The 25,107-nt window shown below is 72.5% G+C and carries 23 protein-coding genes; 16 read left to right on the top strand and 7 right to left on the bottom strand.

Annotated elements, in window-relative coordinates:
- Nucleotides 1-25: 25 nt before the first annotated feature.
- Both ACFVZH_RS24685 and ACFVZH_RS24680 read left to right on the top strand, forming a co-directional pair.
- On the top strand, nucleotides 26-1,300 hold the full coding sequence (locus ACFVZH_RS24685) for a glycosyltransferase (RefSeq protein ID WP_384900336.1): 1,275 nt from the start codon (nucleotides 26-28) through the stop codon (nucleotides 1,298-1,300).
- Between the two features lie 63 nt (nucleotides 1,301-1,363).
- Complete coding sequence (locus ACFVZH_RS24680; RefSeq protein WP_384900334.1) at nucleotides 1,364-2,350, top strand: helix-turn-helix transcriptional regulator; 987 nt, start codon at nucleotides 1,364-1,366, stop codon at nucleotides 2,348-2,350.
- Here the strand turns inward: ACFVZH_RS24680 and ctaD are convergent.
- Nucleotides 2,289-4,001: a cytochrome c oxidase subunit I gene (gene ctaD, locus ACFVZH_RS24675; protein ID WP_384900332.1), complete on the bottom strand. Its 1,713-nt coding sequence runs from the start codon at nucleotides 3,999-4,001 to the stop codon at nucleotides 2,289-2,291. The genes ACFVZH_RS24680 and ctaD overlap by 62 nt on opposite strands.
- 307 nt (nucleotides 4,002-4,308) lie before the next feature.
- On the opposite strand from ctaD, the gene ACFVZH_RS24670 reads away from it, so the two are divergent.
- Entirely contained in the window at nucleotides 4,309-4,524 is a 216-nt protein-coding gene (locus ACFVZH_RS24670; protein ID WP_384900330.1) for an I78 family peptidase inhibitor, read from the top strand.
- A gap of 103 nt (nucleotides 4,525-4,627) precedes the next feature.
- Here the strand turns inward: ACFVZH_RS24670 and ACFVZH_RS24665 are convergent, their stop codons facing one another.
- A complete protein-coding gene (locus ACFVZH_RS24665) occupies nucleotides 4,628-5,458 on the bottom strand; it encodes a phosphatase PAP2 family protein (protein ID WP_384900329.1) in 831 nt (276 codons plus the stop codon).
- A 472-nt stretch (nucleotides 5,459-5,930) separates the two neighbouring features.
- On the opposite strand from ACFVZH_RS24665, the gene ACFVZH_RS24660 reads away from it, so the two are divergent.
- On the top strand, nucleotides 5,931-7,688 hold the full coding sequence (locus ACFVZH_RS24660; protein WP_384900327.1) for an MFS transporter: 1,758 nt from the start codon (nucleotides 5,931-5,933) through the stop codon (nucleotides 7,686-7,688).
- Between the two features lie 42 nt (nucleotides 7,689-7,730).
- Here ACFVZH_RS24660 and ACFVZH_RS24655 read toward each other — a convergent pair whose 3' ends face one another.
- Entirely contained in the window at nucleotides 7,731-8,165 is a 435-nt protein-coding gene (locus tag ACFVZH_RS24655; protein WP_384900325.1) for a cell division protein SepF, read from the bottom strand.
- Between the two features lie 310 nt (nucleotides 8,166-8,475).
- Between ACFVZH_RS24655 and ACFVZH_RS24650 the strand changes: the two genes are divergently transcribed.
- Nucleotides 8,476-9,765, top strand: coding sequence for a DUF5685 family protein (locus ACFVZH_RS24650; RefSeq protein WP_384900324.1), 1,290 nt, complete (start codon nucleotides 8,476-8,478; stop codon nucleotides 9,763-9,765).
- Between the two features lie 23 nt (nucleotides 9,766-9,788).
- Here the strand turns inward: ACFVZH_RS24650 and ACFVZH_RS24645 are convergent, their stop codons facing one another.
- Together ACFVZH_RS24645 and ACFVZH_RS24640 are read right to left on the bottom strand one after the other, a co-directional pair.
- A complete protein-coding gene (locus ACFVZH_RS24645; RefSeq protein WP_384900322.1) occupies nucleotides 9,789-10,763 on the bottom strand; it encodes an ABC transporter substrate-binding protein in 975 nt (324 codons plus the stop codon).
- Complete coding sequence (locus tag ACFVZH_RS24640; RefSeq protein WP_384900320.1) at nucleotides 10,760-11,239, bottom strand: GNAT family N-acetyltransferase; 480 nt, start codon at nucleotides 11,237-11,239, stop codon at nucleotides 10,760-10,762. The genes ACFVZH_RS24645 and ACFVZH_RS24640 overlap by 4 nt, the downstream gene beginning before the upstream one ends.
- Nucleotides 11,240-11,642: 403 nt before the next feature.
- Here ACFVZH_RS24640 and ACFVZH_RS24635 point away from each other — a divergent pair, with 403 nt between their 5' ends.
- The 11 genes from ACFVZH_RS24635 to ACFVZH_RS24585 all read left to right on the top strand — a co-directional run bounded on the left by ACFVZH_RS24635 (nucleotide 11,643) and on the right by ACFVZH_RS24585 (nucleotide 23,138).
- Nucleotides 11,643-12,491 carry an amino acid ABC transporter permease gene (locus ACFVZH_RS24635; protein ID WP_384900318.1) on the top strand — a complete coding sequence of 283 codons (849 nt, stop codon included), beginning with the start codon at nucleotides 11,643-11,645 and terminating at the stop codon, nucleotides 12,489-12,491.
- Nucleotides 12,488-14,293 (top strand): FAD/NAD(P)-binding protein, encoded by a 1,806-nt coding sequence (locus ACFVZH_RS24630; protein ID WP_384900316.1) that lies wholly within the window; start codon nucleotides 12,488-12,490, stop codon nucleotides 14,291-14,293. The genes ACFVZH_RS24635 and ACFVZH_RS24630 overlap by 4 nt, the downstream gene beginning before the upstream one ends.
- A 47-nt stretch (nucleotides 14,294-14,340) precedes the next feature.
- On the top strand, nucleotides 14,341-15,231 hold the full coding sequence (locus ACFVZH_RS24625) for an amino acid ABC transporter permease (RefSeq protein ID WP_384900315.1): 891 nt from the start codon (nucleotides 14,341-14,343) through the stop codon (nucleotides 15,229-15,231).
- A complete protein-coding gene (locus tag ACFVZH_RS24620) occupies nucleotides 15,228-16,016 on the top strand; it encodes an amino acid ABC transporter ATP-binding protein (protein ID WP_384900313.1) in 789 nt (262 codons plus the stop codon). Before ACFVZH_RS24625 ends, ACFVZH_RS24620 begins: the two co-directional genes overlap by 4 nt.
- Before the next feature lie 43 nt (nucleotides 16,017-16,059).
- Nucleotides 16,060-17,034: an ABC transporter substrate-binding protein gene (locus ACFVZH_RS24615; protein ID WP_384900311.1), complete on the top strand. Its 975-nt coding sequence runs from the start codon at nucleotides 16,060-16,062 to the stop codon at nucleotides 17,032-17,034.
- Nucleotides 17,035-17,064: 30 nt separating this feature from the next.
- The gene (locus ACFVZH_RS24610; RefSeq protein ID WP_384900309.1) at nucleotides 17,065-18,087 is read left to right on the top strand and encodes an LLM class flavin-dependent oxidoreductase; all 1,023 of its coding nucleotides are present in this window, start codon (nucleotides 17,065-17,067) and stop codon (nucleotides 18,085-18,087) included.
- The gene (locus tag ACFVZH_RS24605; protein WP_384900307.1) at nucleotides 18,084-19,412 is read left to right on the top strand and encodes an NtaA/DmoA family FMN-dependent monooxygenase; all 1,329 of its coding nucleotides are present in this window, start codon (nucleotides 18,084-18,086) and stop codon (nucleotides 19,410-19,412) included. The genes ACFVZH_RS24610 and ACFVZH_RS24605 overlap by 4 nt, the downstream gene beginning before the upstream one ends.
- Nucleotides 19,409-20,197, top strand: coding sequence for a DUF1684 domain-containing protein (locus ACFVZH_RS24600; RefSeq protein WP_384900306.1), 789 nt, complete (start codon nucleotides 19,409-19,411; stop codon nucleotides 20,195-20,197). The genes ACFVZH_RS24605 and ACFVZH_RS24600 overlap by 4 nt, the downstream gene beginning before the upstream one ends.
- A gap of 200 nt (nucleotides 20,198-20,397) precedes the next feature.
- Nucleotides 20,398-21,264 (top strand): S1 family peptidase, encoded by an 867-nt coding sequence (locus tag ACFVZH_RS24595; RefSeq protein ID WP_384900304.1) that lies wholly within the window; start codon nucleotides 20,398-20,400, stop codon nucleotides 21,262-21,264.
- Between the two features lie 167 nt (nucleotides 21,265-21,431).
- The gene (locus ACFVZH_RS24590; RefSeq protein WP_384900302.1) at nucleotides 21,432-22,322 is read left to right on the top strand and encodes a S1 family peptidase; all 891 of its coding nucleotides are present in this window, start codon (nucleotides 21,432-21,434) and stop codon (nucleotides 22,320-22,322) included.
- Nucleotides 22,323-22,427: 105 nt separating this feature from the next.
- Entirely contained in the window at nucleotides 22,428-23,138 is a 711-nt protein-coding gene (locus ACFVZH_RS24585; protein ID WP_384900300.1) for a hypothetical protein, read from the top strand.
- Here ACFVZH_RS24585 and ACFVZH_RS24580 read toward each other — a convergent pair.
- Together ACFVZH_RS24580 and ACFVZH_RS24575 are read right to left on the bottom strand one after the other, a co-directional pair.
- Nucleotides 23,120-24,022 carry an alpha/beta fold hydrolase gene (locus ACFVZH_RS24580; RefSeq protein WP_384900298.1) on the bottom strand — a complete coding sequence of 301 codons (903 nt, stop codon included), beginning with the start codon at nucleotides 24,020-24,022 and terminating at the stop codon, nucleotides 23,120-23,122. The two genes, ACFVZH_RS24585 and ACFVZH_RS24580, sit on opposite strands and share 19 nt — an antisense overlap.
- A 42-nt stretch (nucleotides 24,023-24,064) precedes the next feature.
- Entirely contained in the window at nucleotides 24,065-25,102 is a 1,038-nt protein-coding gene (locus ACFVZH_RS24575) for a DUF3533 domain-containing protein (protein WP_384900297.1), read from the bottom strand.
- Between the last annotated feature and the right edge of the window lie 5 nt (nucleotides 25,103-25,107).

The raw sequence follows: 25,107 nt of genomic DNA, 5'->3' as shown, positions 1-25,107 counted from the left end.
CTGACCGGGGGGAACCGGCAGCGCGATGCGTATTTCCATTCTGCTTCACAACGGCTATCACTACGGCGGCACGATCCGGACCACGTTCACGCTCGCCGAGGAACTGGCGGAACGTCACGAGGTGGAGATCGTCTCGGTGTTCCGCCACCGCGACCGACCGATCCTGGGCCTGCCCGCGGGGGTGACCCTGCGTCACCTCGTCGACCTGCGCGAGGAAAGCCCCGGATACGACGGGGACCACCCCGACTTCCACCGGCCGGCGGAGGTCTTCCCGCGCGGCGACGGACGCTGGAAGCAGTACAGCGCGCTCACCGACGCGCGGATCGGGGAGCACCTGCGGGGGGTCGAGGCCGACGTCCTCGTCGCCACCCGCCCCGGACTCAACGTGCACCTCGCCCGACAGGCCCGGCGGGGGCCGGTCCTCGTCGGGCAGGAGCACCTGATCCTGGACGGCCACAGCTACCGGCTGCGGCGGGACATCGCCCACGAGTACGCGCTCCTCGACGCCGTCACGACCGTCACCGAGGCCGATGCCCGCGCCTACCGGAAGCTGAACCTGCCGGGCGTACGCGTCGAGTCCGTGCCCAACAGCGTGCCCGCCTCCTCGGCAGCGCCCGCCGACCCCGCGGCGCGGACCGTCGTCGCGGCCGGCCGGCTGACCCGGGTCAAGCGGTACGACGTACTGATCGACGCCTTCGCGGAGATCGCCGCCGACCACCCCGACTGGAAGCTGCGGATCTACGGCTCCGGCGACGCGGTCCAGGACCTCAGGCGCCCGCTGGCCCGGCAGATCGAGGAGCGCGGACTCGGCGGACAGGTCTTCCTCATGGGGTCGGTGACCCCGATGGAACCGGAGTGGGCCAAGGGGTCGATCGCCGCGGTGACCTCGCAGCGGGAGTCCTTCGGCATGACGATCGTCGAGGCGATGCGCTGCGGACTGCCGGTGGTCTCCACCGACTGCCCGAACGGGCCCCGCGAGATCATCGAGGACGGCGTCGACGGGCGCCTGGTGCCGGTCGACGACGTCGCCGCCTTCGCACGGGCCCTGCGGGGCCTCGTCGAGGACGACGAGCTGCGGGCCAAGTCGGCGCGCGCGGCCCTCGCCGCCTCCGAACGCTTCGACCCCGGCCGGATCGCGGCCCGCCACGAGGCGCTCTGGACGGAACTCGTCGACCGGGGCGCGAGCCGGCGCAGCCACACCCCCGGCCGGGCCGGCCTCCACCGCGCCGCCGGGCGGGCCGTCGACGCGTTCTACAGCCTGAAGGCGAGGGTGGGCCGGCTGGTCCGCCGCTTCCGCTGACGGCCGCACAGGGGCGGACCTCGCGGACCGTATCTGTCCGCGACGGCTGGCAGACTCGGGCCCATGTTGGAGACCTCCGCACGACTGCTGCGCCTGCTCTCGCTGCTCCAGGCCCACCGCGAGTGGTCCGGCCCCGACCTCGCCGAGAGGCTCGGGGTGACCTCCCGCACCGTACGGCGAGACGTCGAACGGCTGCGGGAGCTCGGCTACCCCGTGCACGCCAGCCCCGGCACCGGAGGCGGGTACCAGCTCGGGGCCGGGGCCGAGCTGCCGCCGCTGCTCCTCGACGACGAGGAGGCCGTGGCCGTCGCGGTCGGCCTGCGCGCCGCCGCGGGCCAGGGCGTCGAGGGCATCGGCGAGAGCTCCGTACGCGCCCTGGCCAAGCTGGAGCAGGTCCTGCCGGGCCGGCTCCGGCGGCGGATCTCGGCGCTCAACGCCTTCACGGTGCCGATGCTGCGCACCCCGAAGGAGCGGGTCGACCCGGCGGTCCTGACCGAGCTGGCCAACGCCTGCCGGGACAGCGAACGGCTCCGCTTCGCCTACCGCGACCACCGCGGCTCCGCCACCCGCAGGATCGTCGAACCGCACCGCCTGGTCTGCACGGAGCGCCGCTGGTACCTGGTCGCCTGGGACCTGGACCGGGACGACTGGCGGACGTTCCGGGCCGACCGCATCGAGCCGACACCGCCCCACGGCCCCCGCTTCCCGCCCCGCGAACCCCCGGCCGCCGACCTGGCCGCCTACGTCTCCAAGGGCGTGTCGAGCACCGCGTACGCGGCCGAGGCGACGGTCCGGCTGCTCGTCCCGCTCGCCGAGGCCGCCGCGGTCGTCGGCCCGATGGACGGCACCCTGGAGGCCGACGGCGAGGACAGCTGTCTGCTGCGGACGGGGGCGCACAGCCTCGACGTCCTGGTGATCCACGTGTCGCTGATGGGCTTCGAGTTCGAGGTGGTCGAGCCGCCCGAGCTGACGGACCGGATCAGGGCCCTCAGGGACCGTCTGTCCCGCGCCCTCGACGGGACGGAAGGCGGGTCGGCGGCGGACTCGTGATCCGCATGCGCTCGTAGGCCGCGAACTCCGGGTGGTGCAGGTCGAAGGCGGGCGCCTCGGAACGGATGCGGGGCACGGCGTCGAAGTTGTGCCGGGGCGGCGGGCACGAGGTCGCCCACTCCAGCGAGCGCCCGAAGCCCCAGGGGTCGTCGACGTCGACCTTCGCTCCGTACCGCCACGTCCGCCACACGTTGTAGAGGAACGGCAGGGTGGACGCGCCGAGCAGGAAGGCGCCGATCGTGGACAGGGTGTTGAGGGTGGTGAAGCCGTCCGCGTCCAGGTAGTCGGCGTACCGCCGGGGCATGCCCTCCGCGCCGAGCCAGTGCTGCACCAGGAACGTCAGGTGGAAGCCGACGAAGAGGGTCCAGAAGTGCATCTTCCCGAGCCGCTCGTCGAGCATGCGGCCGGTGAACTTCGGCCACCAGAAGTAGAAGCCGGCGAAGGTCGCGAAGACCACCGTGCCGAAGACCGTGTAATGGAAGTGGGCCACGACGAAGTACGAGTCGGTGACCTGGAAGTCCATCGGCGGCGAGGCCAGGATCACCCCGGTCAGACCGCCGAAGAGGAACGACACCAGGAAGCCCACGGACCACAGCATGGGGGTCTCGAAGGAGAGCGAGCCCCGCAGCATCGTCCCGGTCCAGTTGAAGAACTTCACCCCGGTCGGCACCGCGATGAGGAACGAGAGCATCGAGAAGAACGGCAGGAGCACCGCGCCCGTCGCGAACATGTGGTGCGCCCAGACCACCACCGACAGCCCGGTGATCGCCATGGTGGCCGCGATCAGCGTCGTGTAGCCGAAGATCGGCTTGCGGGCGAAGACCGGGATGATCTCGCTGACGATCCCGAAGAACGGCAGCGCGATGATGTAGACCTCGGGATGGCCGAAGAACCAGAAGAGGTGCTGCCACAGCAGGGCCCCGCCGTTCTCCGGCTGGAAGACCACGGAGCCGAGGCGCCGGTCGGCCTCCAGGACGAGCAGCGCCGCCGCGAGCACCGGGAAGGCGATGATCACCAGGACCGCGGTGAAGAGGATGTTCCAGGTGAAGATCGGCATCCGGAACATGGTCATGCCCGGCGCCCGCATCCCGATGATGGTGGCGAGGAAGTTGACCGAGGTCAGGATGGTGCCGAAGCCGGAGAGGGCGAGCCCCATGATCCACAGGTCGGCGCCCACGCCCGGGGACCGGTCCAGGCTGTTGAGCGGGGCGTAGGCGGTCCAGCCGAAGGCGGCCGGGCCGGTCGGCGTGAGCAGCGAGCCGACCACGATCAGGCCGCCGAAGAGGAACAGCCAGTACGAGAACATGTTCAGTCGCGGGAAGGCGACGTCGGGCGCACCGATCTGCAGCGGCACCAGTTCGTTGGCGAAGCCGGCGAAGGTCGGGGTGGCGAAGAGCAGCAGCATGATCGTGCCGTGCAGGGTGAACGCCTGGTTGAACTCCTGGTTCGAGACGAGCTGGAGCCCGGGGCGGGCGAGCTCGGCGCGCATCAGCATCGCCATGAGCCCGGCCAGGAGGAAGAAGACGAACGAGGTGACCAGGTAGAGGTGGCCGATCTTCTTGTGGTCGGTCGTGGTGAGCCAGTCGATCAGGACGCGGCCGTGCCGTTGCCGGGCCGATTCGAGGGTCGCCGTCGCCGTCTCGGTCCCCATCGCTGCCTCCGCCTCGCGCCTCCCGGCTCCGCGTCTCCGGGCGTTCGGCCAGCGTAAGCATTCTGTAAGGAAAGAGTGGGCGGCTCGCGTACGCGTCGCCGACGCAATTCTGCGGGGTAACGAGAGAACGGGGAATTGCGGCGGCCTTGGTGAACGCTTCGGGCGGCTTCATGGGAACTACCGGATGCCGTTCGGAATTACTGGAGAAACGGCCGGAAACGGCCCCTTCGAGTGACGGAGGGCTTGGCAAACATATGTCGAGAACTTGTGACACAAGCGTGACCGCCGAGGGACTAACGTGAGGTTCATGTCACCCACATCACGCACTCCCGAACCGCCCCGCGACGCTCCCGAGTCCTATGTGGGCCTCGACGCGGAAGGCGCCGAACGGCTCGCCAGGACGCGCGGCTGGAGCGTCGTCAGGTCCCTGCCGCCGGGCTCGATCATCACCATGGAGTACCTCTCCGGGCGCATCAACTTCGAGGTCGAGGGCGGTTCCGTCACCCGCTGCTGGCTCGGCTGACGAGGCGCCAGGGCGCCACCCGAAGCGGCGCCACCCTGAACGGCGCCACGCGAAAGGGCCCCGGCCGATGTGGCCGGGGCCCTTCCCCGTCGTACGTGTCGCGTCAGCCGCGGGTCGCCGGCGCGCGTCGGCCGCCGGCCACCCCCACGGGCTCGCGGACCGGATCGCGGGCCGGCTCCTCGGTCCCCGGCGGACGCGGAGGGAAGAACCCCGGGCGCGGGCCTCCGGAGGCCACGGGCAGCGACGGCACCAGCCGGCGACGGTCCCGCAGCCGCTCCCGGGCACGGTCGCGGGCGGCGAGGATCCAGGACTCCACCACGGCGAGGAACGGCTCGCACCAGGGCAGCGCGAGGAGGACCAGCAGCCCGGCGGCCCAGCCCAGCAGGACGTCGCTCAGCCAGTGCGTGCCGAGGTAGACGGTGGTGAGACCGACGCCGAGCGCCACCACCGCGGAGAGCGCCGACAGATAGCGCCGGGCCCGCGGGGTGGTCGCCAGGTAGGCGAGGATGCCCCAGGTCACGACCGCGTTGGCGGTGTGACCCGAGGGGAATATGTCGCCGCCGGCGAAGAGCTCGGCGGAGCCGACCTGCGTCGCGTAGTGGGGGCCGAGCCGGCCGAGTCCGAGTTTCACCGCGCCGACCGAGACGTTCAGCAGCAGCAGGGCGGCGCCGAGACAGAGCAGGGGCCGCAGGGTGTGCTGGCGCCAGGAGCGCCAGCCCAGCCACGCGGCCACCATGACGGCCGTGGGGCCGCGCTGACCGAGGACGACGTAGTAGTCGAGGAAGCCGTGGATCTCGGGCCACTGCTGGTACGGCCGGAAGAGCATGATCTTCCAGTCGAGGGTCACCAGCCAGGTCGACAGCAGCACGGCCACGACGATGGCGAGATAGAACGCCGACGTCCCGCCGAAGAGGGCGAGACGCGTGCGGGTCATCCGCGGGACCTCTATCTTCGGCGGTTCCGGCTCCCGGTCCAGCCGGGCAAAGATGTCGGTACGCACCCAATCGACGTTACAGGGAGTGAGAAGCAGACCCGGTCGATCCGGTCCCTTCGTGATGACGATGTGATGTGGAGTAGGTCTCAGCGAGTGGTCTATTCCAGACGTCGGTCAGGAAATCCGATGACCTTCCGCCCTATTGCCGAAGGGGTCGATTTCGGAAGGGTGTTTGAAGGCGACGGAATTTCCTCAAACAGGCGTCCGTACGGAATTCCATGCGACGCGCGGGCCTCCCGGAGTGGCGTACGCCACACCGCGAGGCCCGCCGGGGTGAGAGCTGCACCACGCGCTCGGGGCTTGAACTCGCGTACGCTGACGGCTCACTCGCCCGTCGATGCCGGGCCGCCCCGGGGGCATAAGACCTGGTCGGGGCCCGCCGAGCGCGAGAGCTTCACTGGGAGGTACGTACATGTCGCGGACGAACACGGCCCAAGGACGACCCCGTGCCGCTGCCGGCAGAAGCGCCAACCGCTGGGTCGTCCTCGTCGTCCTCTGCGTCAGTCTCCTCCTGGTCGCGCTCGACGCGACCATCCTCCACGTCGCCGTCCCCTCGCTCACCGAGGACCTGCGCCCCAGCTCCACCGCGCTGCTCTGGATCGTCGACGCCTATCCGCTGATCTGCGCCTCGCTGCTGATCCTCTTCGGCACTCTCGGCGACCGGGTCGGACGGCGGCGGATCCTCCTCCTCGGCTACGCCCTCTTCGGCCTCGCCTCGGCGGTCGCCGCCCTCGCCACCGAACCCTCGGTCCTCATCGCGGCCCGCGCGCTGCTCGGCGTCGGCGGCGCGATGATCATGCCCGCGACGCTCTCCATCCTCCGGGCGGTCTTCCCCGACCGGCGCGAGCGCGCCACCGCGATCGGCATCTGGACCGCCGTCGCCGCGATCGGGGCCGCCACCGGACCGGTGCTCGGCGGCTTCCTCGTCGAGAACTACTGGTGGGGCTCCGTCTTCCTCATCAACATCCCGCTGATGGCGCTCATCCTGCCGCTCGGCCGGCGGCTCCTCCCCGAGTCCCGGGGCGGCTCCGACGGCCCCTGGGACGTCCTCGGCGCCCTCATGGCCGCGGCCGGCGTCCTCGGCTGCGTCCTCGGCGTCAAGCGCGCGGGGGCCGGCGACCCGCTGCTCGCCCTCCCGACCGCCGGGCCGCTGCTCGTCGGCGCCGCGCTCCTCGTCCTCTTCGTACGGCGGCAGAAGCGGCGCCCGCACCCGCTGATCGACATGCGACTGTTCTCCCGGGCGGCCTTCACGACCTCGGTCGGCTGCATCGTGCTCGCCATGCTGGCCCTGGTCGGCCTGGAGCTCATCGCCGTCCAGTACCTCCAGCTGGTCCTCGGACTGAGCCCGCTGGAGACCGGCCTGCGGCTCCTGCCGCTCACCTTCGCCGCCATGGCCGCCGGCGCCACCGGCTCGTACACCCTGCGCAGGATCGGGCCGCGCCGGATGGTCGGCTGGGGCTTCGTGCTCACCGCCGCCGCCGTGCTGCTGCTCACCCTGATGGGGCAGGACGACCGGCCGCTGCTGCTCACGGTGGGCTTCGTCCTGCTCGGCTTCGGGCTGCAGACCACCCTCTTCTCTGCTTACGAGTCGATGCTCAGCGAGGCGCCGCCGCAGAGCGCGGGCGGCGCGGCCGCGATCGGCGAGACCTCGTACCAGCTCGGTGCCGGCATGGGCATCGCACTGCTCGGCAGCGTGATGAACGCGGCGTACGCCCCCGGGCTCGCGGGGGTCCCCGGGGTGCCCGCGGAGGCGAGCAGGGCCGCCGCGAACTCGCTCGGCGAGGCGTACCAGGTCGCCGACCGGCTCGGCGGCGCGGCCGGCGGAGCGCTGCACCAGGCCGCCCGGCACGCCTTCGTGAACGGGCTGCACGTGACGCTCTGCGTGAGCGCCGTGCTGCTGCTCATGGGCGCGCTGATGGCCCGGCGGCTGCCCCGGGTCATGGACTGCCCGGTGGATCCCCACGGGCCGGACGCGGAGTGCGCCGACGCCCTGGTCGTCCCGGAGGCGGCGAAGCCGCGGACGGCGGCCCCGGAGGATCCGGAGCGGGTGACGGACGTCGTGGTCGTCGGGTCGCCGGAGCGGGTCGACCGGCCGGAACCGGCCGAGCCGCGGGTGCCCGCGACCCGGGAAGCGATCGAGCCCGCCGGCTCGGGGCGTCCGGCGCACTGACCCGGTTTCCCGGGAGGCGCCGTGCGGGGCCGGCGGACCCGGTCAGCTCTGGTTGAAGAAGCCGTCCTGTCGGCGCCGGCCCGTCTCGCCGGTGACGATCCGGGTGTCGGCGGGGGTCAGCAGGAAGACCCGCGTCGCCACGCGCTCGATCGAGCCGCGCAGGCCGAAGGCGAGACCGGCGGCGAAGTCGACCACGCGCTTGGCGTCGTTCGGCTCCATCGCGGTCAGGTTCACGATCACCGGAACGCCGTCCCGGAAGAGCTCGCCGATGCTCCGGGCGTCCCGGAATCCGTCCGGGGAGACGGTGGCGATCCGGCGGCCCCGCTCCTCGGCGGTGTCCGTGGCCACCCGGACCCGGGGGTCCGTCACCCAGGCGTCGCCGCTCTCGGCACCGTCGGCGTACTCGTCGTCGTAGTAACGCTCGTCGTTGTCCTCGACGAGTCCCAGCCAGGCGCTCGCCTTGCGCACCGATCCCATGGACGCCTCCTTTCAGCGCGGTCACTTGTGGTTCCGCAATCCCTATCGTCCTTCATGATGCGGATCGCGCGCCAAGTGGATAGTCGGCGCGCAGGGGATTCGTGACGGTACTGGTGCAGAACGTGAGGGCCGTTTTCTGGCGATTCGTCAGGAATCTTGCGGTATACGGGGCCTGAGGGAGGGCCATGTAGCTGAAAATATGAAAGTCGGGCCGCATGGGTGACGGTGGGCGCGTACGGGTGAACGAACCGCCTCGCTACGATGCCGCGAGGCCGCTCGGCGGCACATCGCACGTCCACGGGGGACTCAATTGTTCGGAATCGTCAGGCCCTGCGCGCACCGGCTCACCGACGGTCTGAAGGTCGAGTGGATGGCCCATCTCTGCGGCCTCTGCCTGGCGCTCCGCGCCGACCACGGACAGTTCGCCCGGGTCGTCACCAACTACGACGGGCTCATCGTCTCGGTCCTGACGGAGGCTCAGACCGGCGCCGTGGCGAGCGGCCGCCGCACCGCGGGCCCCTGCCCGCTGCGCGGCATGCGGTCCGCCCCGGTGGCCCAGGGGGAGGGCGCCCGGCTCGCCGCCGCCGTCTCGCTCGTCCTCGCCTCGGCGAAGGTACGGGACCACGTCGCCGACCGCGACGGCCTGTTGGCCCGCCGCCCCGTCGCCGCCGCCGCCCGCCGGGTCGCCCGCTCCTGGGACCGGGCCGGGGCCAGGACCGGCCGCGCCCTCGGCTTCGACACCGCCGTCCTCGTCGACGCGGTCGACCGGCAGACCGGCATCGAGGCCCTCGCGGGCCCCGGCACCCCGCTGCTCGCCGTCACCGAACCGACCGAGACCGCGACCGCGGCCGCCTTCGCGCACACCGCCGTCCTCGCCGGCCGCCCCGGAAACGCGGAACCGCTCGCCGAGGCCGGCCGCCTCTTCGGCCGGCTCGCCCACCTCCTCGACGCCGTCGAGGACCAGACCGCCGACGCGGCGACCGGCGCCTGGAACCCGCTCACCGCGACCGGCACCTCCCGTGCGGAAGCCCGCCGGCTCGCCGACGACGCCCTGCACGGCATACGCCTCGCCCTGAAGGACGCCGAGTTCACCGACGGCAAGCTGGTCCACGTCCTCCTCGCCCACGAGCTGCGCACCTCGGTGGACCGCGCCTTCGGGACCACGAGCTGCTCGCACGGGGCGCCGGGTGCGGGGCAGGGCGCCCCGCACGGGCACGGCCCGGTGCCGGGAAACCCGTACGCCACCCCCAACGGGCCGGCGCCCGGCAACCCGTACGCCCCCGGCGGCCCGGCCGGGCCCGGTGGTCCGTACGCCCCGGGCCCCGGCGGCCCCGGTGGTCCCGGCGGGCCGTTCCCGCCCGGACCGCCGAACCGGCGCGGGCTGATCGCCGGGTGCGCCCTCTGGGTCGGCCTGGCCTGCACCTGCCAGATGTGCTGCGGCACCTTCGAGGACCCCTGGAGCCGTCAGCGGCGCCAAGGGCTCTGCCAGCAGTGCGACCCCGGCAGCTGCTGCGACTGCTGTGACTGCTGCAGCAACTGCTCCTCCTGCTGCGAGGGCGACGGCTGCTGCGGCGGGTGCGACTGCGGCTGCGACTGCTGACACCCGGTCGGGTTCCGGCGCCGCTACTTCGTCGGCGCCGGGATCTCCGGCGGGGAGATCTCCGACCGCGCGATGCCCGACGCCGTCACCCCCCACTTCCGCAGGATCCGGTCGTACGTCCCGTCCGCCTTCAGGCCGTTCACCGCCGCCTGGAACGCGGGCGCGAGCGGGGTGCCCTTCTTGAACGCGAAGCCGACGTCGAGCCGCCGGTACTCGTTGAGGAACTTCACGTTCTGCTGCTGTGTCACCGCGTACCGCACGCCGTTGATCGTGTTCATCACGACGTCGCTGCGGCCCTGCCGGAGCGACATCCAGATCGCGCCGGTCTCGCTGTAGACGTTCACCTCGTACGGCTTCTTCCCGGCCTCCCCGCACCGGCCCTTGTTCTTCTCCAGGGTCCGTTCGAAGGTGGTGCCGGCGTTCACCGCGACCTTCAGACCGCACAGCTGGGTGAGGTCCGTGACGGCCTTCAGCGGACTGTCGGAACGGCTCGCGAAGCCCTGGCCGTCGTTGATGTACGTGACGAAGTCGATCGTCCTGCGCCGCTCCTCGGTCACGCCGAAGTTGCCGGTGCCGACGTCGTACTTGCCGCTGCCGAGCGCCGGCAGGATCGCCTCGAAGCCGACCACCTCCCGCTTGAACCCCAGGCCGAGCGCCTTCGTCACGGCGGCCGAGAAGTCGGCGTCCACGCCCACCACGGTCGTGCCGTCGGGCAGGTAGGCGGAGCTGGGCGGGGTCGCGACCGAGGCCGCGAAGGTGAGGCTGCCCCGCTGCCGCACGTCGGCCGGGAGCAGCTTCGCCGCGGCGTCGTTCCGCCGGACCGCCGACACCACGTCCTCGGTCGGGAGCGCGCCCTTCGCCGCGCCCGGCGCTCCCGAGGCCCCGGCCGGGGCCGTCGCGGGTTCGCCCCCCGAGCAGGAGGTGAGGGCGAGCGTGGCGGCGGTGATCAGGGCGAACGCGACGGTGGTGCGTGCGGCGGAACTCGTGCGCGTGCTCATGGTTTCGGGTTCTCCAGGAATTTCTCGAACGGCAGCGGGCCGATCGACTCGGGATCGGCGGTCACGTCGAAGAGCGGGCGGTAGCCGCTCGCCAGGTAGAGGCCCTTGGCCTCCGGCTGGCGCGGGCCGGTCGTCAGGAACACGCGGGAGTAGCCGCGCGTGGCGGCCTCCCGTTCGAGCACCGTGAGGACGCGGCGGGCGAGCCCGCGCCTGCGGTGCGCCGAATGCGTCCAGATCCGCTTCAGTTCGGCGGTGTGGTCGTCGTAGCGGCGGTAGGCACCTCCCGCCACGGGCCGGCCCTGTTCCAGGAGGAGCAGGAAGGCGCCGTGGGGAGGGGTGAACTCCTCCGACGGATAGCTGGTCAGGTCGTGCGGGGAGCCGTACCGGGTCGTGTACTCGTGTGCCAGCTCCTCGAAGAGCGGGCGAGCCAGGGGGTCGGCGGTCGTGGTCCGGTGCACGGACAACGCGAAGGTCATGACGGTCCTTCAGGGCGAAGGAAGGCAACGGGGCAGGGCGAGGGGAGGGGAGAACTCAGGCACCCACGGGGGGCCCGGATGTGAAGGCGCCGCGGAAAGAAGCACGCGGGCAGGGCACAGCAGCGGGTCGGCTCAACAGGAGGAGGACCACACGCGACCGAAGTCGATGTGGGAGCGCGTGACGAGCTGCTGCGGATGCATGGCCCCAGTGGAACAGGCATCCGTTCCCGCGTCAACCACGATGAGACGTGCGGCTCACAGTGCGGACACCCTTGACAGCAGGGCGTGTTGACCGCATAGCCTCGAAGGGCGGATCGGGCTGAGGGGCCCGGATCCGCGCTCAGCGCATGTGAAGGCGCACTCCCGTGTTCGATCCGCCCCCTGGCATCCACGGAGCCTTCGCATGTCCGCGACCCTCGTCGAAACCCCCTCCACGGCCCCGCCGGCCGAACCACCCCTCCGCATCGTCCCCACCCGCCGCGCCGGGCAGTGGGCCGCAGCGGCCGCCGTCCTCGTCCTGCTCGCGCTGGGCCTCGTCTCGGTCGTCCGCAACAGGGCCTTCCAGTGGGACGTCGTCGCCGAGTACTTCACCTCCGCGTCCGTCCTGCGCGGACTGGGCCTCACCCTGTGGCTGACCGCCCTCGTGATGGCCCTGGGCTTCGTCCTCGGGACCCTGCTCGCCGTCCTCAGACTCTCCGCGAACCCGGTGCTGCGCGCGGTCAGCTGGGGGTACGTCTGGTTCTTCCGGTCCACCCCGATCCTGGTCCAGCTGCTCTTCTGGTTCAACATCGGCGTGCTCTACCCGCAGATCCTCGGCGTGAACACGGTCAACCTCCTCGGACCGGTCGCCGTCGCCGTCATCGGCCTCACCCTCCACGAGGCCGCCTACGCCGCCGAGGTCGTGCGCGGCGGCATCCTCTCCGTCGACCGGGGCCAGATCGAGGCCGCCCAGTCCCTCGGACTCGGCCGGTGGCGCCGGCTCTCCCGGATCGTGCTGCCGCAGGCCATGCGCGCCATCGTCCCGCCGGCCGGGAACATGCTGATCGGCACCCTCAAGGGCACCTCGATCGTCTCCGTCATCGCCGTCCAGGACCTGCTCTACTCCACCCAGCTCGTCTACCACCGCACGTACGAGATCATCCCGCTGCTCCTCGTCGCCACACTCTGGTACGTCGCCGTCACCTCGGTCCTCGGCCTCGGCCAGTACTACGTCGAGCGGCACTACGCCCGCGGAACGGGCGGTGCCCGATGAGCCCCGGCGCGTCGATCGTCGTCGTGGGAGCCGGGCCGCGGGGGACCGGTTTCCTCGAACGGCTCGCCGCCAACCTGCCCGAGCTGTACGGCGACGGCCCGCTGGACGTCCACCTCGTCGACCCGCATCCGCCGGGCCCCGGCCGGATCTGGCGCACCGAGCAGTCCCCGCTGCTCTGGATGAACTCCCAGGCCGAGGACGTCACCATGTTCACCGACGAGACCGTGGAGCTGGACGGGCCCGTCCGGCCGGGACCCACCCTCGCCGAATGGGCCGGCATCGACGGCCGCACCTTCCCGTCCCGCCCCCAGCAGGGCGCCTACCTGCGCTGGGTGTACGAGCGGGCCCGCGACGCCCTGCCCGTCACCGTCACCGTCCACGAACACCGCACCACCGCCCTGCGGATCGGTGGTCCCCGCGAGGGACGCCAGCGGGTCTGGCTGGAGGGCAGCGCCGTCCCCCTCCTCGCCGACCTCGTCGTCCTCACCGTCGGCCACCTCGACGCCCACCCCGACCGCGAGCAGCGGGAACTCGCGGCCTTCGCCGCCCGCCACCGGCTCGTGCACCTGCCGCCCGACTTCACCGCCGACAGCGACCTCGGCGCCCTGCGCGCCGGCGAACCCGTCCTCGTCCGCGGCCTCGGACTCGCCTTCGTCGACCTGATGGTGCTGCTCACCGAGGGCCGCGGCGGCCGGTACGAGGGCGAGGGCGACGCGCTGGTCTACGTACCCTCCGGCCGGGAACCGGTGCTGCACGTCGGATCGCGGCGGGGCGTCCCGTACCACTCGAAGATCGGCTACGCCTTCGACGGCGAACGGCCGCCGCTGCCCCGCTTCTTCGGCGCAGAGCAGACCGACGCGCTGCTGCGGAGGACCGGGCCGGTCGACTTCGGGCGCGACGTGTGGCCGCTCGTCGACAAGGAACTCGGCTGGGCCCACTACCACCGCCTCTTCTCCACCCACCCCGAGCGGACCTCGCTGGCCTGGAGCGACTTCGAGAAGGCGTACGAGCAGGCGCCGCCGCGCGGGGCCGAACTCGCCGCGGTCGTCGCGGCCGCCGTCCCCGACCCCGCCGACCGGCTCGACCTCGACGCCCTCGACCACCCCCTGGACGGGATCCGCTTCGACTCCGCCGAGGCGCTCCAGCACGGGCTGCGCGACTACATCACCGACGACCTGAACCGCCGCCACGACCCCGCCCACAGCCCCGACGCCGCCGTCTTCGCCGGGCTGCTGTCCGTCTACGGCCAGCTCCTGCGGCTCGGCAGGCACGTGGACCTCGGCGGCTGGTGGCACGGCTTCTTCAGCTACCTCGCCTCCGGACCGCCCGGGCCCCGGCTGCGGCAGCTCCTCGCGCTCTCCCGCGCCGGCGTCGTGCGCTTCCTCGGCCCCCAGGTCGCCGTCGAGGCCGACGAGGAACGCGGGGTCTTCCGGGCCTCGTCGGCCGCCGCACCGGGGGCGTGGACCGAGGCCCGCGCCCTGGTCGAGGCCCGGCTCCCCGACCCCACCCTGGAACTCACCGGCAGCCCGCTGCTGCGCGCGCTGTACGAGGAGGGGGCCAGGGCCACCGCGAGCGGCCTCCTCGTCGTCGACCCGGCCGACGGCCGGATCGTCGAGCACGACGGGCGCCCGCACCCGCGCCGCTTCGCACTCGGCCCGCACACCACCGCCCGAGCCGGGGGCGCCTTCACCCGGCCCCGTACCGGCGGGGTCGCCTTCGGGCAGAACGACGTCACCGCGCGCGCCGCGCTGGCCTTCCTGCGCGACCGGGAGTGTCGTCTCCCCGCGCCGCTGAGCGCCTGACCCCCGCGCCCCCCTGCCGCCCGCCCCGCCCCTTCCGAGGAACCGCCATGGCTCTCACCAGCACCGACGCCGACGTGCAGAAACCGGCCCCCACCCCCACCCCGTCAGCACCCGATCGACTCGTGATCGTCCCCGTACGCCACCCCTGGCGCTGGGCCGCGGTCGCCGCCACCGCCGTCCTGCTCGTGCAGTTCGGCCACGGGCTGGTCACCAACCCCGGCTGGGAGCGGGACGTCTTCGCCGCCTTCTTCACCACGGAGACGATCCTCCAGGCCGTCTGGGTCACCCTCCAGCTCACCTTCTACGGCACCGCGCTCGGCTTCGCGATCGGCATCGTGCTCGCCTTCATGCGCCTGTCGGCCAGCCCGTTCCTGCGGTCGGTCGCCTTCGGGTACATCTGGGCGTTCCGCTCCATCCCGCTCATCGTCCAGCTGCTCTTCTGGTTCAACCTCGCCTACCTCTACAAGGAACTGAGCATCGGCATCCCCTTCGGGCCGAGCTTCCTCTCCTTCGACACGATGGGGCTGGTCGGCGAGATGGGCGCCGCCGTCCTCGGGCTCGCCCTGCACCAGGCGGCCTACGCGGCGGAGATCGTCCGGGGCGGTGTACTCGCCGTCGACGAGGGCCAGTCGGAGGCGGCGGCCTCCCTCGGCATCCCGAGGCTCCGCCAGGTCCGGCGGATCGTCCTGCCGCAGGCGATGCGCTCGATCCTGCCCAACGCCGCCAACGAGATCATCTCGCTCTTCAAGGGCACCTCGATCGTCTCCGTGATGGCGATCGGCGAACTCTTCTACCAGGTGCAGGTCGTCTACGGCCGCAACGGCCGGGTCGTCCCCCTCCTGATGGTCGCCACCGCCTGGTACGTCCTGCTCACCACCGCGCTCTCCGTCGTCCAGCACTACGTCGAACGCCACTACGCGAAGGGGAGCGTCCGATGAGCTCCGTCACCACCACCGGACCCGCCACCGCGAAGGTCGAGATCCGGTCCGTCCACAAGAACTTCGGTCCCCTCCACGTCCTGCGCGGCATCGACCTCGACGTGCGGGCCGGCGAGGTCACCGTCGTCCTCGGCCCCTCGGGCTCGGGCAAGTCGACCCTGCTGCGGACCATCAACCACCTGGAGAAGGTCGACGGCGGCACGGTCAGCGTCGACGGCGTCCTCGTCGGCTACCGCCGCTCCGGGAACAAGCTGTACGAGCTGCGCGAACGCGAGATCCTCAGGCAGCGCACCCGGATCGGCTTCGTCTTCCAGAACTTCCATCTCTTCCCGCACCTCACCGTCCTGGAGAACATCGTCGAGGCGCCCGTCTCGGCCCTCAAGCGCCCCCGCAAGGAAGCCGAGGCGTCGGCCCGCGGCCTGCTCGAACGCGTCGGACTCGCCGACAAGGCGGAGGCGTACCCCAAGCAGCTCTCCGGCGGACAGCAGCAGCGTGTCGCCATCGCCCGCGCGCTCGCCCTCGAACCCGGCCTGCTGCTCTTCGACGAGCCGACCTCCGCGCTCGACCCCGAACTGGTCGGCGAGGTCCTCGACGTCATCAAGGACCTGGCCGCCTCCGGCACCACCATGATCGTCGTCACCCACGAGATCGGCTTCGCCCGCGAGGTCGCCGACACCGTGGTCTTCATGGACGAGGGCCGGATCGTCGAACAGGGGCCGCCGGCCGAGGTGCTCGACAGCCCGAGCCACGAGCGCACCCGCGCCTTCCTCTCCAAGGTCCTCTGACCACCCCCTCCCTCTCTTCCCCCCTCACCGAAGGAGCACCGCCATGACGTCCCGCCGCACCCTCCTCGCCGCCCTCGCCTCGCTCACCGCCCTCGGGCTCCTCACGGCCTGCGGCTCGGGCGACGCCGCCGTCAACGAGATCAAGCCGGAAGGGCAGAAGGACACCGGCATCAACGTGGGCCCGAACCAGAACCGCGTCCACACCGCCAAGGTCGACGCCATCGCCGGGAAGCTTCCCGAGGCCGTCCGCAAGAGAGGCACCCTGATCCTCGGCGTCTCCGCCAAGAGCAACCCGCCGCTCGCCTTCCGCGCCACCGACGACAAGACGCTGATCGGCGTCGAGCTCGACCTGGCCACCCTGGTCGCCGACACCCTCGGCCTGAAGCCCGAGTTCAACCCGGTCTCCTGGGAGAACCTCTTCGTCGGCCTGGACAGCGGCAAGTACGACGGCGTCTTCTCCAACGTCACCGTCACCGAGGAGCGCAAGGACAAGTACGACTTCGCCACCTACCGGCTCGACGACCTCGCCTTCGAGGCGAAGAAGGGCTCCGGCTGGACGGTGAAGGGCCCCGAGGACGTGTCGGGCAAGCGGATCGCGGTCGGTACCGGCACCAACCAGGAGAAGATCCTCGTCGACTGGTCCCGGCAGAACGAGAAGGCCGGCCGCAAGGGCGTCGACATCAAGTACTACGACAACACCACCGACTACTACCTCGCCCTCCAGTCCGGCCGCATCGACGGCTACCTCGGCCCCAACCCCACCGTCGCGTACCACGTGGCCTCCGCCGGACAGACCGAGGCCGTCGGCAAGTTCTCCGGTGCGGGCGCCGGACTCCAGGGCAAGATCGCGGCCACCACGAAGAAGGACAGCGGTCTCGTCGCCGCCTACGCCGCCGCGATCGACCACATCGTCGAGAACGGCACCTACGCCCAGGTCCTCAAGCGGTGGGGCCTGACCGGCGAGGCCGTGCCGAAGTCGGAGATCAACCCGCCCGGCCTGCCCCGCACCAAGAACTGACCGTTCCCCACCTGCCCCGAGAGAGACCGCATGACCAGCACCCGACCGCTTCACCTCGCCGCCGAGCTCGCCCCGGGCTCCGGCCGGGCCGAGCCCGGCCCGGCCACCGCCGCCCGCACGGTCGCGCTCGCCCGGCTCGCCGATGCCGCCGCGCTCGACTTCGTCACCCACGACGACTCCTTCGCCCGGCCCGGCCTGGACGCGCTCGCCGTCCTCGCCCGGGTCGCGCCCGAAACCCGCTCCGTCGGCCTCGTGCCGTCCGTGACCACCACCCACACCGAGCCCTTCCACGTCCAGGCCGCCGTCGCCACCCTCGACTGGGTCAGCCGGGGCCGGGCCGGCTGGCGGATCGAGGTCTCCCCGACCGGCGCGGAGGCCCGGCTCTTCGGCCGGCGTCCGGCGCCGCCCACCACCGAGCTCTGGCAGGAGGCCGGGGAGGTCGCCGAGGTCTCCCGCAAGCTGTGGGACAGCTGGGAGGACGACGCGGAGATACGGGACGTGGCGACCGGCCGGTTCGTCGACCGCCGCAAGCTGCACCACGTGAACTTCCAGGGGGCGACCTTCTCGGTCAAGGGCCCCTCGATCGTCCCCCGGCCCCCGCAGGGCAACCCGGTGACCGTCGTCGACGCCACCCGCCCGGCCGCCCGCGACACCGCCGCCCACCACGCCGACGTGGCACTGGTCCGCGCGTCCTCCGCCGAGGAGGCCGCGGCGCTCCGCGCCGAACTGCACCGGTCCGCCCGCGCCCACGGCCGCGACCCCGGACAACTGCGGGTGCTGCTCTCGCTGACCGTCGACCTCGACGCGTACGAGGGCGGGCCGGAGGCGCTCGCCGAGCTGATCGCCGGCTGGCACGGCGGCGGGGCGGTCGACGGCTTCCACCTCGTGCCGGCCGTACCCGAACGGGACCTGGAGCGGTTCGCCGCGGTGACGGTGGCCCGGCTCGCGGAGCGCGGGCTCTTCCGTACGGCCTACGAGGGCGCGACCCTCCGCGACCACCTGGGACTCGTCCGGCCCGTCAGCCAGTACGCGACGACGGGAGCGGGCGCATGAGCACGGGTACGGCCAAGGCCCCCGGCAGGAAGCAGATCCATCTCGCCGCGCACTTCCCCGGCGTCAACTCCACCACCGTCTGGGCCGATCCGCGGTCCGGCTCGCAGATCGACTTCTCCTCCTTCGAACACCTCGCCAGAACGGCGGAGCGCGGCCTCTTCGACTTCTTCTTCCTCGCCGAGGGGCTGCGACTGCGCGAACACGCGGGACGCGTCCACGACCTCGACGTCGTCGGCCGGCCGGAGTCGATCACCGTCCTGAACGCGCTGGCCGCGGTCACCGACCGGCTCGGGCTGGCCGCCACGGTCAACGCCACCTTCAACGAACCGTACGAACTGGCCCGGCGGCTCGCCTCGCTCGACCACCTCAGCGCGGGCCGGGCCGCCTGGAACGTCGTCACCTCCTCGGACGCCTTCACCGGCGAGAACTTCCGGCGCGGCGGCTACCTGGACCGGGCCGACCGGTACACCCGGGCCGCCGAGTTCCTCACGACCGCCCGGGAGCTGTGGGACTCCTGGACCCCGGACGGCACCCAGCGGCCCTTCGCCCACAGCGGGCCGCAGTTCCGGATCGGCGGCGGGTTCACCGTCCCGCGCTCCCCGCAGGGGCATCCGGTCGTCATCCAGGCGGGGGACTCCGCCGAGGGGCGGGAGTTCGCCGCCTCGGCCGCCGACGTGATCTTCACCCGGCACTCCACCCTGGAGGCGGGCCGGGAGTTCTACGCCGACGTCAAGGAGCGGCTCGCCCGGCACGGACGGGCACCCGGCGATCTGAAGATCATGCCGGGGGTCACCTATGTGCTCGGCGACACCGACGCCGACGCGCAGGAGCGGGCCGCCGAGATCCGCCGGCAGCAGGTCTCCCCGCAGAACGCGATCCTCGCCCTGGAGCAGATCTGGGGCCGGGACCTGTCCGGCTACGACCCCGACGGACCGCTCCCGGACATCGACCCCGACCCCGAATCGACACTCGTCCAGGGCCGGGTGCGGGTCGCCGACCCCGTGGCGGTGGCCGCGAAGTGGCGGGCGCTCTCCGAGGCCAAGGGCCTGTCGATCCGGCAGACGGTCATCGAGTCCTCCGGCCGGCAGTCCTTCGTCGGCTCCCCGGCGACGGTGGCCGCGGCCCTGGAGGAGTTCGTCGCCACGGACGCCGCCGACGGCTTCATCCTCGTCCCGCATCTCACCCCGGGCGGCCTCGACGACTTCGTCGACCGGGTCGTCCCGCTGCTCCAGGAGCGCGGCGTCTTCCGTACGGAGTACTCCGGCACGACGCTGCGCTCGCACCTCGGGCTTCCCGAGCCCGTGTGGAAGGGTGGAACACCATGAGCACGGATCCACAGCAGGACTGGCAGCACTGGCACGAGCAGCGGGACGCCGCGGTCTCCTCCTCGTACGGCCCGCTCTCCCTCACGGGCACCCACTGGCTCTCGGACCACCCGGAGGGGCGAATTCCGGCCGTTCCCGGCGTGTGGCGGGAGGACGGCGACGAGGTGCTCCTGACGGCGGTCGCCGAGGACGGGCTGACCGTCGACGGCAAGCCCTTCTCCGGCGCGGTCCGCCTCGGCGCCGACCACGCTCCGATCCACGAGTCCCGGGTCGAGGCGGCGGGCCGCCGGCTCGTGGTGCTGCGGCGCGAAGGGCTCTGGGCGGTACGGGACTTCGACCCCGGCTCGGAGGCGCGCCGCGCCTTCCGGGGCATCGAGGCCACTCCGTACGACGAGCGCTGGGTGGTGCCCGGCGTCTACCGCCCGTACGAGGCGAAGCGCAGCGTGCGGGTGGAGAACGCCGACGGCCGGGAGCGCGGTCTGGGGCTGACCGGGGAGCTCTCCTTCGAGCTGCACGGCGGGGAGCACACCCTCCAGGTGGCCGTCGAGGAGGACGGCTCGCTGTGGGCGGTCTTCGCGGACGCCACCAGCGGCCGGGACAGCTACCGCTTCCGTTTCCTCCGGCCGGACGCCCCGGCGGCGGACGGGTCGGTGACGGTGGACTTCAACCGTGCGCTCCTGCCGCCGTGCGCCTTCGCGGACCACTTCCTCTGCCCCTTCCCGCCGCCGGGGAACACGCTCGACACCGCCGTACCGGCGGGCGAGCGACTGCCGCACCCGGCCTGACCGGGTCCTTCCCCGCGGATGCGGGCATGACGAGCGCCCCCGGCCCCGACGGCCGGGGGCGCCCGTGCGCGCGGCGGTCTTGTGCGCCCGGGTGGGGAGGGCCACTATCGCTGACGGTGCATGTCAGGGACACGTCACCTGATGGCGCCTCACGGGCCCGCCACCCACGGACCCCTCCGCTTTCTTCCAGAAGGAGAACAGTGAGGAGCACAGTGAGGAACACCCGCACCCGCCTGCTCGCCGTCGCCGTCGGCCTCGCCGCCGCCACGGCCCTCGGACTCCCCGGCGCCCAGGCCGCCCCCGCCCCCGGCCCCGCCGGAGCCGCCCGGCTCGCCCGTGCCGACGCCGCCGTCGAGGCCACCGGAGTCGGCGGCCTCGCCTGGTACGTGGACAGAGTCGCCGGCCGCGTCGTCGTCACCGCCGACTCCACCGTCACCGACGGGGACCTCGCCAGGATCCGCGGCGCGGCCGGCGCCGACGCCGCGGCGCTCCGCGTCCAGCGCGCCCCCGGCGTCTTCAAGCCCCTGCTCGCGGCCGGGGACGCCATCTACGGCAGCGGCTACCGCTGCTCGCTCGGCTTCAACGTGCGCAGCGGCAGCACGTACTACCTCCTCACCGCCGGGCACTGCGGCAACGTGGCGAGCACCTGGTACACCAACTCGGCGCAGTCCACGCCGATCGGCGCCACCGTCGGATCGAGCTTCCCCGGCAACGACTACGCCCTGGTCCGCTACGACAACACCGCGCTCGCCCACACCGGCGGCTTCACCGCGGCCGACGCCTACGTCGGCGAGTCCGTCAAGCGCTCCGGCTCCACCACCGGCACCCGCGGCGGCACCGTCACCGGACTCGACGCCACCGTCCGCTACTCCGGCGGCGGCACCGTACGCGGCATGATCCAGACCAACGTCTGCGCCGAGCCCGGCGACTCCGGCGGCGCGCTCTACGACGGCACCAAGGCGCTCGGCATCACCTCCGGCGGCAGCGGCAACTGCTCGACCGGCGGCACCACGTTCTACCAGCCGGTGCCCGAGGCGCTCGCCAAGTACAAGGTGAGTCTGTACTGATCAACTCCCTTGATTCGTAAGAGAGTTGAAGACCGAACGGCCGAAACGCGCCCTTGCGGCGTGAAGTCGTGCGGCCCGAGACTCCCCCACAGCGCCGGCCCCTGGCCGCGCCTCACGGGTCCGGCACCCCACTGCGGGCCCCCGATTCCCCTCTGGAGGAACGAGAAGTGAGGATCATGCGCACCACCCCCACGAGAAACATCCGGATGCTCGCCGTCGCGACCGGGCTCGCCGCCGCCGCGGCGCTGGCCGTCCCCACCGCGAACGCCGACTCCGCCGGCACCTACGGCGCCTCCGAGCTCGCCGCCGCGGGCGACGCCGTCCTCGCCGCCGACGTGGCGGGCACCGCCTGGCGGGTCGACCCGGCGACCGGCACGGTGGTCGTCACCGCCGACTCCACCGTCTCCCCGGCCGAGATAGCCGCGATCAGGCACAAGGCCGGAGCCCACGCGGGAGCGCTGCGCATCGAGCGCACCCCCGGCACGTTCAACAAGCTGATCTCCGGCGGCGACGCCGTCTACGCGAGCAGCTGGCGCTGCTCGCTCGGCTTCAACGTCAAGGACAGTGCGGGGAACTACTACTTCCTCACCGCGGGCCACTGCACCGACGGCGCGGGCACCTGGTACTCCAACTCGGGCCGCACCACCGTGCTCGGCTCCACGGCCGGATCGAGCTTCCCGACCAACGACTACGGCATCGTGCGCTACACCAACACCTCGGTGACCAAGTCCGGCGCGGTCGGCAGCGTCGACATCACCAGCGCCGCCAACGCCACCGTCGGCATGTCCGTCACCCGGCGCGGCTCGACGACCGGCATCCACAGCGGCACCGTGACCGGCCTCAACGCCACCGTCAACTACGGCGGCGGCGACATCGTCTACGGCATGATCCAGACCAATGTCTGCGCCGAACCCGGCGACTCCGGCGGCCCGCTCTACTCGGGCAGCCGGGCGATCGGCCTCACCTCGGGCGGCAGCGGCAACTGCTCCTCGGGCGGCACGACGTTCTTCCAGCCCGTGACGGAGGCGCTGAGCGCCTACGGGGTCAGCGTCTACTAGACGCCCCCTGGCCACCGCGGGCCCGCGCGGAGCACCATGTGCACAGTCGAGGCCCCCGGCCGTACTCCGGCCGGGGGCCTTCCGCGACCACGGGGGGAGCCGTACATGAGCGTCGCAAGGAACAGGGGGACGGTACCCGTCTCCGATGCCCAACGGCGGGTGCGCCGCAGCCCGTTGCTCTTCACCGCGCCGATCGTGCTGCTCGTGCTGCTGACGGCGGTGCTGGGCTGGGAGGTCGTCCGGGCCAATATGACGGAGGCGGCGCGGGCCCAGTGGCCCTGGCGGCTCCAGCTGCTCGACATGGAGCCGCTGAGCAGTCTCCTCGCGGTGGCGGCCGGCGCGGTCCTCGCCCGCGCCCAGTACGCCCGTACCGTACGCCCGCTCCTCGGCTGGCGCTCGGACTGGTCCGCCGGGCACCTGCGGGGCGACGTGCCCGAGTGGCAGGTCGGCCTGCTCAACGGCGGGTCGCACACGGCCGTGGTGGAGGAGTACGCGTGCCGGGTCGTCCTGCGGGGCGAGCCGGAGTCCGCCGCCACGCCGTGGACGGACGTCCGGGGCGTCGCGACGACGCTGACCGAGGCCGGGCTCACCGCCGGTGAGGACTTCCAGCTCGTCATGATCGGCAACTTCCCGCTCGTGGGCACCGGCAGCTACGAGACGACGATGCTGGGGGCGTTCTCCCGGCACTTCGTCGACCGGGTCGAGGCCCTGTACCTCAGGGTCCGGGTGGTCGACACGGTGGGCGACAGCCACGAGCGGATCCTGGACGCGCTCAAGGGCGCCCGGTCGAGCGTGTATCAGCGCCCGGCGGCCTGACCGTCCGCCCGCGCGAACCACGCGAGGACGTCGGGCAGCGCGTACTGGGCGGCGAAGTGACCGGCGTCCGGTACGAGGAGGAGCTCGGCCCCCGGGATCCGCCCGGCCAGCCAGCGGGTGTGCCCGACGGGGGAGAAGGCGTCGTCGAGGCCGTGCCACAGCAGCACCGGGACGGTGACGGCGGCGACGTCGAAGCCCCACGGGCGGACGAAGGCCAGGCAGTCGTCCAGCCAGCCGTGGTGGGAGACGCGCAGCGCCTCCCGGTACGTGCGCAGCAGCACCGCGCGCACCCGCGGGTCCTCGACGACCGGCCGGTCGTACGGGGAGAGCTCCGCGCGCAGGTCCTCGATCAGCCGGCCCGGGTCCTCCCGGATCCCGGCGGCGCGGGCCGCGAGGTCCCGGTCGAGGCCGCCGGTGTCCCGGCCGTCCAGGTGGGCGCGGGCGAGGTCGTACTCCCGGACGTTGAACGGGGTCATGCCGGCCTGCCAGTCGAGGCCGGCCGCGTCCGGGGGCGCGAGCCCCACCAGGACGGCCGCCGCCCGGACCCGGCCGGGCAGCAGGGCGGCGCAGGCGAGCGCGTGCGGGCCCCCGCCGGAGCGGCCGGCGACGGCGAAGCGGTCCACGCCGAAGGCGTCGGCGACGGCGGCCGCGTCCCGCGCGGCGTCGGCGACCAGGCGGCCGGGGGTGCGGTCGGAGTCCCCGTACCCCGGGCGGTCGTAGGAGAGGAAGCGGACGCCGGGGTGGCGGTCGGCGATCCCGGGCAGCGCCGTGCCGAGGCGGGTGCCCGGCGTTCCGTGAAGCAGCAGGACGGGGGTCCCGGAGGGGTTGCCCCATTCCTCGGCCACCAGGAGGCGGCCGTCGTCGGTGCGCACTGGTCTTCCCATGGGCGGAGCTTAGTGACCTTCGACCAGGAGCGGGCGTGCGGACTACGGGCGCGCCTCGCCCAGCTCCGAGGCGATCGGCTCCGCCTCCGGCTTCCGCTTCAGCGAGGACATCACCAGGGTGACCGCGGTGCCGACGATCGCCCAGACCGACAGGATCACCATCGAGGCGGTCATGTCGTTGCCCTTGAAGTACGCGATCGAGCGCGCCGCCCAGGTGCCCGCGCCCGGCGGCAGGTACGGGCCGATCGCCTTCCAGAACGGCGGCAGCATCGGCAGCGGGAAGGCGCCGCCCGCGCTGGGGTTGCCCGCGACGACGATCAGCAGGATCGCGAGGCCGATGCCGACGATCCCGAAGACGGACTGGAGGGCGAGGGTGGCGGCGCCGACGGCGAAGACCACCAGGGTGCCCAGACCCCACAGGGCCGCGACGCTGCCGGGCAGGGCGCCGAGGATCGGGCCGACGATGATCGCGCCGCCGAGACCGCCGAGGACCGAGTAGAGCGCCAGCACCCCGAGGCGGATGATCGCGCGTTCCCGGTTCGCCGGCCGGGAGCCCGCGCTGATCGCCAGGATCGCGGCGCAGATGTAGCCGCCGACACACCAGCCGACGACCAGGTAGAAGGCCGAGAGCCCGTCGAAGTCCTTCGGGGAGGCCGGGGCCACGTCGACGGTCTTCACCGTGCGTCCCTGGGTCGCTTCGAGCTTCGTGAACATCGACTCCAGGGCGGAGGAGAGCACGGTGCCGCCGCCCGAGGCGACGAGCAGGGTGTCGGTGCGGCCCCGGACGTCGACGATCAGGGCTCCGTCGATGTCCCGGTTCAGGATCTGCTTCCGGGCCTCGGCCTCGTCCGCGACCGTGCGCGGGTCGAGGGGGTCGCCCGGCAGCTTCTCCAGCCGTTCCGTCAGGACGGTGGCGGCCTGCCCCGGGGCGGCGACGCCGAAGGGGACGTCCGTGGGTTTCGGGTCGTGCAGGGCCCCGACGTACGAGGTGATGAACAGGAGCTGGAGGGCGAAGACGCCGACGACCAGCAGGGCTGCTCGGGGGGTGACGGCGCTTTTCAGTTCGTCGACGAGACTCATGCCCC

The organism is Streptomyces sp. NPDC059534 (assembly GCF_042743475.1).
Classification (GTDB): Bacteria; Actinomycetota; Actinomycetes; order Streptomycetales; family Streptomycetaceae; genus Streptomyces.
The sequence above is the reverse complement of the archived record's forward strand: the minus strand, read 5'-3'. Positions and strand labels throughout refer to the sequence as shown.

Coding starts and splice junctions, on each gene's coding strand:
- ACFVZH_RS24685 (WP_384900336.1), top strand. CDS start 26: ATGCGTATTTCCATTCTGCTTCACAACGGCTATCACTACGGCGGCACG.
- ACFVZH_RS24680 (WP_384900334.1), top strand. CDS start 1,364: ATGTTGGAGACCTCCGCACGACTGCTGCGCCTGCTCTCGCTGCTCCAG.
- ctaD (WP_384900332.1), bottom strand. CDS start 4,001: ATGGGGACCGAGACGGCGACGGCGACCCTCGAATCGGCCCGGCAACGG.
- ACFVZH_RS24670 (WP_384900330.1), top strand. CDS start 4,309: ATGTCACCCACATCACGCACTCCCGAACCGCCCCGCGACGCTCCCGAG.
- ACFVZH_RS24665 (WP_384900329.1), bottom strand. CDS start 5,458: ATGACCCGCACGCGTCTCGCCCTCTTCGGCGGGACGTCGGCGTTCTAT.
- ACFVZH_RS24660 (WP_384900327.1), top strand. CDS start 5,931: ATGTCGCGGACGAACACGGCCCAAGGACGACCCCGTGCCGCTGCCGGC.
- ACFVZH_RS24655 (WP_384900325.1), bottom strand. CDS start 8,165: ATGGGATCGGTGCGCAAGGCGAGCGCCTGGCTGGGACTCGTCGAGGAC.
- ACFVZH_RS24645 (WP_384900322.1), bottom strand. CDS start 10,763: ATGAGCACGCGCACGAGTTCCGCCGCACGCACCACCGTCGCGTTCGCC.
- ACFVZH_RS24640 (WP_384900320.1), bottom strand. CDS start 11,239: ATGACCTTCGCGTTGTCCGTGCACCGGACCACGACCGCCGACCCCCTG.
- ACFVZH_RS24635 (WP_384900318.1), top strand. CDS start 11,643: ATGTCCGCGACCCTCGTCGAAACCCCCTCCACGGCCCCGCCGGCCGAA.
- ACFVZH_RS24630 (WP_384900316.1), top strand. CDS start 12,488: ATGAGCCCCGGCGCGTCGATCGTCGTCGTGGGAGCCGGGCCGCGGGGG.
- ACFVZH_RS24625 (WP_384900315.1), top strand. CDS start 14,341: ATGGCTCTCACCAGCACCGACGCCGACGTGCAGAAACCGGCCCCCACC.
- ACFVZH_RS24620 (WP_384900313.1), top strand. CDS start 15,228: ATGAGCTCCGTCACCACCACCGGACCCGCCACCGCGAAGGTCGAGATC.
- ACFVZH_RS24615 (WP_384900311.1), top strand. CDS start 16,060: ATGACGTCCCGCCGCACCCTCCTCGCCGCCCTCGCCTCGCTCACCGCC.
- ACFVZH_RS24610 (WP_384900309.1), top strand. CDS start 17,065: ATGACCAGCACCCGACCGCTTCACCTCGCCGCCGAGCTCGCCCCGGGC.
- ACFVZH_RS24605 (WP_384900307.1), top strand. CDS start 18,084: ATGAGCACGGGTACGGCCAAGGCCCCCGGCAGGAAGCAGATCCATCTC.
- ACFVZH_RS24600 (WP_384900306.1), top strand. CDS start 19,409: ATGAGCACGGATCCACAGCAGGACTGGCAGCACTGGCACGAGCAGCGG.
- ACFVZH_RS24585 (WP_384900300.1), top strand. CDS start 22,428: ATGAGCGTCGCAAGGAACAGGGGGACGGTACCCGTCTCCGATGCCCAA.
- ACFVZH_RS24580 (WP_384900298.1), bottom strand. CDS start 24,022: ATGGGAAGACCAGTGCGCACCGACGACGGCCGCCTCCTGGTGGCCGAG.
- ACFVZH_RS24575 (WP_384900297.1), bottom strand. CDS start 25,102: ATGAGTCTCGTCGACGAACTGAAAAGCGCCGTCACCCCCCGAGCAGCC.